This window comes from Chryseobacterium sp. CS2K3, from assembly GCF_059515185.1.
Genome location: NZ_JCAKRW010000013.1, coordinates 95,618 through 103,994 on the forward strand (window position 1 = coordinate 95,618; position 8,377 = coordinate 103,994).

Below are 8,377 nucleotides of genomic sequence, written 5' to 3' on the forward strand. Positions count from 1 at the left end.
TTTTTAATTCTCTGTTATTAATATTAATTATTAACTTTGCATCTTTAAAAAAATCATATAAACGAATGCCGAATACGATCATTATTGGCTCTGGATGTTATATTCCGAACAGAGTTATTGGTAGAGATTACTTCATGAATTCCGAGTTCTATACTGAAGACGGAGTAAAGATTGAAAAGCCTGTGGAAGAGACCATTGCGAAGTTTGTAGAAATTACAGAAATCGAAAACAGGAGATTCATTGAGGATGATCTTTCCAATTCACAGATCGGTTATGAAGCCGCAAAAATTGCCCTTGAGGATGCAAAAGTAGACGGCGAAGAACTGGATTATATTATTTACGCGAGTAATTTCGGGGAAGTTACTGAGAACGGATACGCAGACTTCATGCCAACCATGGCAGCGAGGGTAAAGAATAAATTAGGAATCAAAAACAGAAAATGCGTAACGTATGATATGCTTTTCGGGTGCCCGGGATGGGTAGAAGCTATGATTTTAGCAGATAACCTGATTAAAGCTAAAGTTGCAAAAACAATTCTTGTGATCGGAGGTGAAACGTTAAGCAGAGTAACAGATCCGCACGACAGAAACAGAATGATCTTTGCTGACGGTGCAGGTGCGGTAGTAGTACAGGCTACAGACGAGGAAAATGTAGGAATTATTGCCCACAATACGATCTGCGACAATGGTCCTGAACTTAATTACCTTGAAAACAGACCTTCTATCAATAAAGATGTTGATCAGAGACGTTTATATGTAAGAATGTTAGGTAGAAAAATCTATGAATACGCTCTTAAAAACGTTCCTGTAGCAATAAAAGACACTATTACCGATGCAGGTCTTTCTATTGAAGATATCGATAAGATCCTTATCCACCAGGCAAATGCTAAGATGGATTACGCGATGATCGAAAGACTTCACAGACTTTACGATGTGAAAGAATATGATCACGCTATTTCTCCAATGACGATCCAAGATCTTGGAAACACGTCTGTTGCAACAATTCCTACCATGTTTGATTTAATAATTAAAGGAAAAATGGAAGGTCAAACGTTTAAGGATAAAGGTAACATTGTCATGACTTCGGTAGGTGCCGGAATGAACATCAATGCTATCGTTTACAGATTTCCTTAAGATAGTTTTAATTTAAAAATATACAAAAAGCACAAAGGAAGTCTCTTTTGTGCTTTTTTTGAATCAGAATATGCCAAAGAATCTTTTAATCACCGCCGGAATCTTCCTTATTTTGGAGATTTATATTTACCAGGCAATCAGAACACTTACGGACAACTTCTGGATAAGAACTGCCTATTGGGTGGTTTCTTTAATCGCGTATGCTGTTTTTGCTTATGAAGTCACTCATTATCAGCGAACAGACCGAAGTATGCTGAAAGCTCAGATCATGATATCCGTTTTTTTAGTATTTATACTTCCTAAGATCTTTGTGGTTTTATTTTTACTTATAGACGATCTTATCAGGCTTGGAGGGTACGTGATTGGCTTTACAAAACCTACGGAGAACTTTTTCCCGGAAAGAAGAAAATTCCTGAGCCTTGTTGGATTAGGGATGAGCGGAGTACTTTCTGCTTTATTCATTGATGGGATTACATTTGGAAAATATCGTCATAAAGTAAGAAGGGTAAAGGTAAAGTTCCCTACTCTTCCTAAAAGTTTTAAGGGGTACAAAATCATTCAGATATCTGACGTTCACAGCGGAAGCTTTGCTGATCCAAGCAAACTACAACACGCCGTAGACCTTATTAATGAACAGAAGCCAGATCTTGTTTTATTTACAGGAGATATGGTGAATAATGTAGCTGATGAATTCAAACCATTCATTCCATTATTTTCTCAAATCAAAGCTAAAGATGGCAAGTTTGCGGTATTAGGGAACCACGATTACGGAGATTATGTAACATGGGCTTCTCTTGATGCCAAGAAGAAAAACCTTGACACTTTGATTGACTATGAAAAACAGGCAGGTTTTGATATGTTGAGAAATGAACACAGGGTGATTGAGAAGAACGGAGAAAAGCTTTATATCCTGGGTGTTGAGAACTGGGGATTAAAACCTTTCCCACAATTCGGGAAGATTGATGACGCTTTACAAGGAGTTCCTGAATCTGCTACAAAGATTTTAATGAGCCACGATCCTACTCACTTTGATTATGTAGTAAAAAAACACCCGAAAGACATTCATTTAACCCTTTCCGGTCATACTCACGGTATGCAGTTTGGGCTAGATCTTAAAAATGTCAAATGGTCTCCGGTTCAGTATCGTTACCCAAAATGGGCAGATCTTTATGAAAGCGAAGGGAAATTACTGTATGTCAACAGAGGATTCGGAGTATTGGGCTACCCGGGAAGAGTTGGAGTATTACCGGAAATCACTCTTTTTGAACTGAGCTAATAGATTTGAGTTTGAGAGCGGGAGTGTTTTATAGTATGAGAGTAAACTACTTACAAAAATTCACTATTCACTTGCGAAGCAAAATTGACTATTGAACATTCAGGGTTAAATATTTAAGGCTATTAACTGCTTTTAATCTCTAAACCTAAAAAATATAATCTTTCATACGGGAAGTAGCCATATCTTTCTCGTTGATAAAGCTAAGGAGGGCATCCAATTTGTCCTCCATTTTTTTACCCGAAAACAGGCTTCTGTAAAACGGAATATCAAAACGGTGCTTCTTAAAATCTGTAAACTGCCAGACATTAAGATAAATCAAAACAAATTCTTCATTCTGCAAAGTTTCTAATACCATATTCTGATAATACTTCATTGGCAGTATCTGAAACACAAAATCATTATAAGGTAATTGACTGTACGGAGAAATACTTTCCGGCACAATACTCAATCCGTCTTCTTCGGAAATCACCGTATCTCTTTTAAGACGTTTGAACGGAAAAAGAATATTAGCATTGTCAATATTGGAAACATAATTAAACTCCAAAAGCTTCAGATCTTCCTGTGGAATTTTCACATCTTTCTGACGAATCCCTCTGATCTGTTTTTCTAAAAGATCCTGGATATTCTTCTTGGCATTTTCTATTTTTTCCAGATTTGAATCTTTATTATAAAAAGCAATTTCATGCCCTTTGGATGAAATTGCTTTTATAAGATTCTGCAATTTTTCAGTGAGAGAAACCTCTACAAAAAAGCTTGCTTTTGTATCATGAATATCTAAAATTCTAAGAATAGCTTTTGTATTCTCTTCTATGATTTTTAATCTCTCATCATCAGTAATTTGTGAGCCATGTTTTGCATCAGCTTCAATATTCGTAATGTTAAAAGTTAATAATATCATTTAAATTAAATTTTAGATAAAAATTATAATTAATTAAAAATCAGATGTTAAAATAAACACTACTTAAAGTTTTACTTTACATTATCAATCCTTAGCTAATTTTACTTTCAGATTCTTGATCATATCTTTAGTCATTTCAGAAATTCCGAAATCATAAGTCAGACCCCAGTCTTTTTTTGCTACTGAATCATCAATTGAAGCTGGCCAAGAATCTGCAATTGCCTGTCTGAAATCCGGTTTGTAATCAATGGTAAAATCCGGAATTTCTTTCTCGATTTCTTCTGCCAGTTCTTGTGGAGTAAATGACATTCCACCTAAGTTATAAGATGAGCGAACAGTTAAGCTTTCTTTAGGAGCATCCATTAATTTTAATGTTGCATTGATCGCATCATCCATATACAACATCGGCATTCCTGTGTTTTCAGAAATGAAGCTTGTATACTTTCCGTCTTCGATTGCTTTGTAGAAAATTTCAACGGCATAATCAGTCGTTCCACCTCCTGCCGGAGTCTTCCATGAGATCAATCCAGGATATCTTATACTTCTTACATCTACTCCATGCTTATCGAAATAGTATTCACACCACTTCTCTCCTGCCATTTTTGAAATTCCGTAAACTGTGGTAGGATTCAATACTACATCCTGCCCAACATCATGTTTTGGAATTCCTTTCCCAAATACAGCAATTGAACTTGGCCAGAAAATCTTTTTAAGAAGCCCTTCTTTCGCCATTTCACAAAAGTGAAGCAGAGGCTCAAGATTTAATTTCCAAGCGAAAATCGGCTGCTTTTCTGACGTTCCAGACAGCAATGACGCTAAGTGATACACTGTAGTAATTTCATAATCGTGGATAATCTGTCTTACCAATTGCGTATTGGTAACATCCATTCTTTCGTAATGACCGGCAGAGGTAATTCCCTCCTGCCATCTGTCCAACCCTGAAGCGACAACATTTTCCGCTCCGTGGATTTCAACAAGTCTGTTGGTAAGCTCGGTTCCGATTTGTCCCAAAGCACCCGTAATCAGTATTCTTTCCGTATAGGATTCCATTTTTCAGATTTTTTTTAGAATTGTACAAAAGTAAAAAAAACATGTCAACCATAATAATAAAGGTGAATTTAAAATGTGGAGGGGGTTGTGAGGGGGAATGTAATAGAGCGAAGTGAGCAAAACTGGTAGGGTCATTGGGATGGTCATCAGTAGATGAGCTTGAGAAATAATCCATATATGAGATGACTACGACAGAAGCCGTGGAAGCGTCTCTGGATTATTTCGTAGGGTCTACAGAATATTCTATTGGATAAGAATATTGTCGCTAAAATTTTAGATATACAAAAACTAAAAGAGAATGATAGACAACATGTCTTCGCTCTCCTGGATGCGTTCCTTAAACAAACTAAATTGCAAAGCATTTTATAAATACAAAACCCGCTCAATGAGCAGATTTTGTATTTATCTATTTATTTATTTATTTATGGAGTTATACTGTTCTTGTGTAATTATCTTTTTTTCTAGCATTTTTCCCAACCAATCTTCGGCTTGCTTTTTCTGAGCCTTTTTTAAAGATGACATATTAAGAGTTGAGTAATTATCAACATCTACGTTAATTTTGTACTTTTCCGAAAAGGCATTAAAATAACGTTTATAAGCTTCTTTGTAATCATACTTTTCAGCCATTATTTTTGAATAATACATTACTGTATCTGTTCTATCTTTTTCGTTAGAATCCATTAAATAAAAGAAAAGCTCATCATATGCTAACGTGTCTCCCTTGGTTTTTACAAGATTAACAATACTATCATAATTTGAGATAGAATTCATTGTAATAACCTTATCATGTTTTTCGGCTTTAGACAGAGCGTCTTTCTTTTGACAAGAAAATAGAGCTGAAAGAAAAACTATTGTTATAATTGTATATCTCATAATTAATTAAAAATTCTGTCCCACAAACTTCTTTGATCTTTTCCTTCAGGTTTTGTATTTCCTGGTTGCTGTTCTGTTCTCTTTCCATTTTGAAAAGAATTCCAGTGGCCAAATTGTTTTGTTTGTTTTCCATGTTCACTTCTTGGAGTTCCAGGCAAATATTCTCCATTATTATCAGCATTCTTTGTTACTTGTGGACCTATTTCTGTCCCATTGGCAGAGAAACCATCTCTTTCATCAGGTGCAATGATTGTAACTCCTTTCATTTCTTTAGACTTTGATATTTCAGAGGCAACAGGATCAATTACATTTCCTGCTTTATCTACTGTACACCTTCCTGTTCTACAAGAATGTAATACCACTGTAAATCCCTCTTTATTTTTAGAGTTTTTCCATAAAGCACTTCCTTGATTCAGTACATTGTTAAGATCTGCACCTGAATCTATTGTACCTTCTCCTTTCATAGTTTCGTTATAAAGAGCACTTGGATTTCCATGTGCAAAAACGTGTACTGTTTTTGTATCAGGATTATCTTTATACAAACCATTATTTGCCGTTTTAATTATAGCATCATTTTTCTTAATATCTTTAACTAATACTACTTCTAATCCTTCAAGCTCTCTACCATCAATAACTCTATTTTCAGAAAAATTATAATGACTTTGATAAGCATACTTTTCAGAAAGAGGGTCTATATTAAAGAAGCGGCCTATATCCGGCATGTAATTTCTCCATTTGAAGGAATACCAGCCTGTTTCTTGCAACTCTTGCCCTTGGTACTTATAATTATAAGCACGATTTCCAGCCAAATTATTATATCCCTCATGCTTTAATCCAAAAGGATAATAATTATTTTCTTCTAGAACTTCTACTCCATTTCCATTATGAAAATAACTCAAACGGATATTTCCTAAATGATCTGTATAATTGTAAATATACTTATTTTTAACAAAATCAAAATAGCCTTCTGAGGTAGGAACAAACTCTAACGTTAGGGTTTGTATACCCCCTCCAATATCAGCAGAATGGTATTGAAAACCGTCTAAATAATCGGTATTGTAATTTATAATCATATTCGCTGTAGCTCCAGAGCCTGATTTTGATGAACTTACTTTTTTAAGCTTCATTCCATCTCCTCTATAGGTATATTGAATTAAACTGTAAGAACTACCCAACAAATTAGTAGTAACCTTATTAATTTTATTAGGAAGGCTAAGAAAATTATATTTAATTTCATCAACTCCTTTATCTAAATGATTTATCATGCTTCCATTAGAATCATAGCCTATCATATTGCCACCCAATGGATATCCTGATTTATTCTGTTTAGCATCTGTTATGGTCAAAAGTTTATTTCCATCATATGTATAATGCAATTCATCAATATGCTCTGCTAATCCTGAGGATATATTTCTACCATTTCGGGATAATAAGGTAATATTTCCGTTCAGATCATATTCAAGATATTCACCATATAAATTACTTTGAGGTACCGTTGCAAAAGGTTCCGAATAATGTCCAAACATCAATTTGTTGTGTGGATAATAGCTATAAGAATATCTTTTCAATATATTATCATTCGCTGTTTTCCAGTCAACCTCTGATATATTCCCATTATATTGTACCGGAGCATATTCAGTATTAATGGGATTATTATAACGTATAGCATATCCAAATAACTTTCCATTAAGGTCTGCTGGATCATTGATCTGCGTCATCCATCCTCTGATATTATACTGATAATTAATCGTCTGTAATGGGGATTCAAGATTGACTCCACCTACCTTTTTAGTGGTAAGCTGTGAGAGTTCATTATAATCATTCTGAGCAAGAATTTCTTCAGGATTAGAGTCTACCTGATGTTTATGTACCAAAAGTCTGTTCTGATGATCATAAGTAAAAGTTTCAGTAATTATTTTTTCGGTATCTGTATCTAACCTTTTATGTTTTGTAACTACGATTTGGGGAACTCCTGCAAAATCAAGTTTAGATTCTGTTCGGGTATATCCTCCCAAATGATTGATAGAATGAGTTCCAATGACTCTACCTTTCAGATTATAATAAGTATAATTCTTGGTCCAGTTATCATCTTCAATATTCTTGATAAAGCTCATGACAGAAAGTCCTTTGGTACTTCTTCCCTCGGGTGATGGAGAACCTGTCAGAGTAGGCTCCACTGGTAAGGAAGGATTAAAATCATAGTTGGCATAGACATCATAATAATTGACACTTAAAACAGTTTCAATATCAACAAAATATCCATTGCTATATTGAATCTGCATCCCGTTTTTAGTAAATCCCGAACCACTTCTTGCCTCTAAAATGATAAGGTTTTCTGCCTGAGACTGCATACTTGTTCTGCTACCTCCACCAATGATCCCGGTATAAGCAACTCTTCCCAATGATTCATATTTAGTAATCAGCCATTTATTCTGCTCCCGCATATTAGCATCCTGGGTCAGGATGAGTCTATCAGCTTTATCATACACCATAAATTCCCAGCCTTTGCCTGGAAGTTTCTTTTCTACAAGTCTGCCTCTTCCATCATAGCGGTATTGGTACCAAAGCTTTTCTTTTGTGGAATTATCTATAGTGGGTGCTGATGCTAAAGGAGGAATGACAAAAGCAAGTTGGTCGTATTCGTTATAAACATAGTAGGTATCTGCATTTTCAGAGGTACTTACAACTTTCCTTACTAAAATAACCTGCCCTTTTCCGTTTTTAAACTCTATAGTTTTGTTGCCATCTTCATCGGTAATGGTATTTTTATACAATTGTGCAGGCAGAAAATATTGATTGAGTTCAATCGCAGTTTCTGTCCTTCCTTCAATCCATGTGGTGGTGGTTTTATATTGTCTCACATAATCTTCATGGATATTGGCATCATAGTCAAATTTAACAGGTTTTTCCGTCCAGTCATTTCCTACCTGAATCTGTTGCTGGATTCTGTCCAAAGGAGAATTCTCCAATTTTTTTTCGGAATAGATTTTCTCCCCACCATAGATAGAAGAAGCATTTCCCAGAGGAGAGGTGTAAATTCCGCCGGACTGCGTTCCTAATTGTGGAATGGGAAGAAAGTCTTTCGTTTGTCTTCCAAACTGATCGTATTCAATATGAGTTACTACATCTTTTCCTTGGGGAGAGGCC

At 35.3% G+C, this 8,377-nt stretch carries 6 protein-coding genes; 2 read left to right on the top strand and 4 right to left on the bottom strand.

Annotated features, from left to right (window positions below):
- The first annotated feature begins 65 nt into the window (after positions 1-65).
- A complete protein-coding gene (locus tag AC5YGG_RS18750; RefSeq protein ID WP_496145953.1) occupies positions 66-1,133 on the top strand; it encodes a 3-oxoacyl-ACP synthase III family protein in 1,068 nt (355 codons plus the stop codon).
- Positions 1,134-1,203: 70 nt separating this feature from the next.
- A complete protein-coding gene (locus tag AC5YGG_RS18755) occupies positions 1,204-2,409 on the top strand; it encodes a metallophosphoesterase (RefSeq protein WP_496145954.1) in 1,206 nt (401 codons plus the stop codon).
- Positions 2,410-2,554: 145 nt separating this feature from the next.
- Here the strand turns inward: AC5YGG_RS18755 and AC5YGG_RS18760 are convergent, their stop codons facing one another.
- From AC5YGG_RS18760 to AC5YGG_RS18775, 4 genes are all read right to left on the bottom strand, one after another.
- Positions 2,555-3,307 carry a polysaccharide deacetylase family protein gene (locus tag AC5YGG_RS18760; protein WP_496145955.1) on the bottom strand — a complete coding sequence of 251 codons (753 nt, stop codon included), beginning with the start codon at positions 3,305-3,307 and terminating at the stop codon, positions 2,555-2,557.
- Between the two features lie 84 nt (positions 3,308-3,391).
- On the bottom strand, positions 3,392-4,357 hold the full coding sequence (locus AC5YGG_RS18765; protein WP_496145956.1) for an NAD-dependent epimerase/dehydratase family protein: 966 nt from the start codon (positions 4,355-4,357) through the stop codon (positions 3,392-3,394).
- Between the two features lie 414 nt (positions 4,358-4,771).
- Positions 4,772-5,230, bottom strand: coding sequence for a hypothetical protein (locus AC5YGG_RS18770; protein ID WP_496145957.1), 459 nt, complete (start codon positions 5,228-5,230; stop codon positions 4,772-4,774).
- A 2-nt stretch (positions 5,231-5,232) separates the two neighbouring features.
- On the bottom strand, positions 5,233-8,377 hold a 3,145-nt coding region (locus AC5YGG_RS18775), incomplete at its 5' end, for a DUF6443 domain-containing protein (protein ID WP_496145958.1).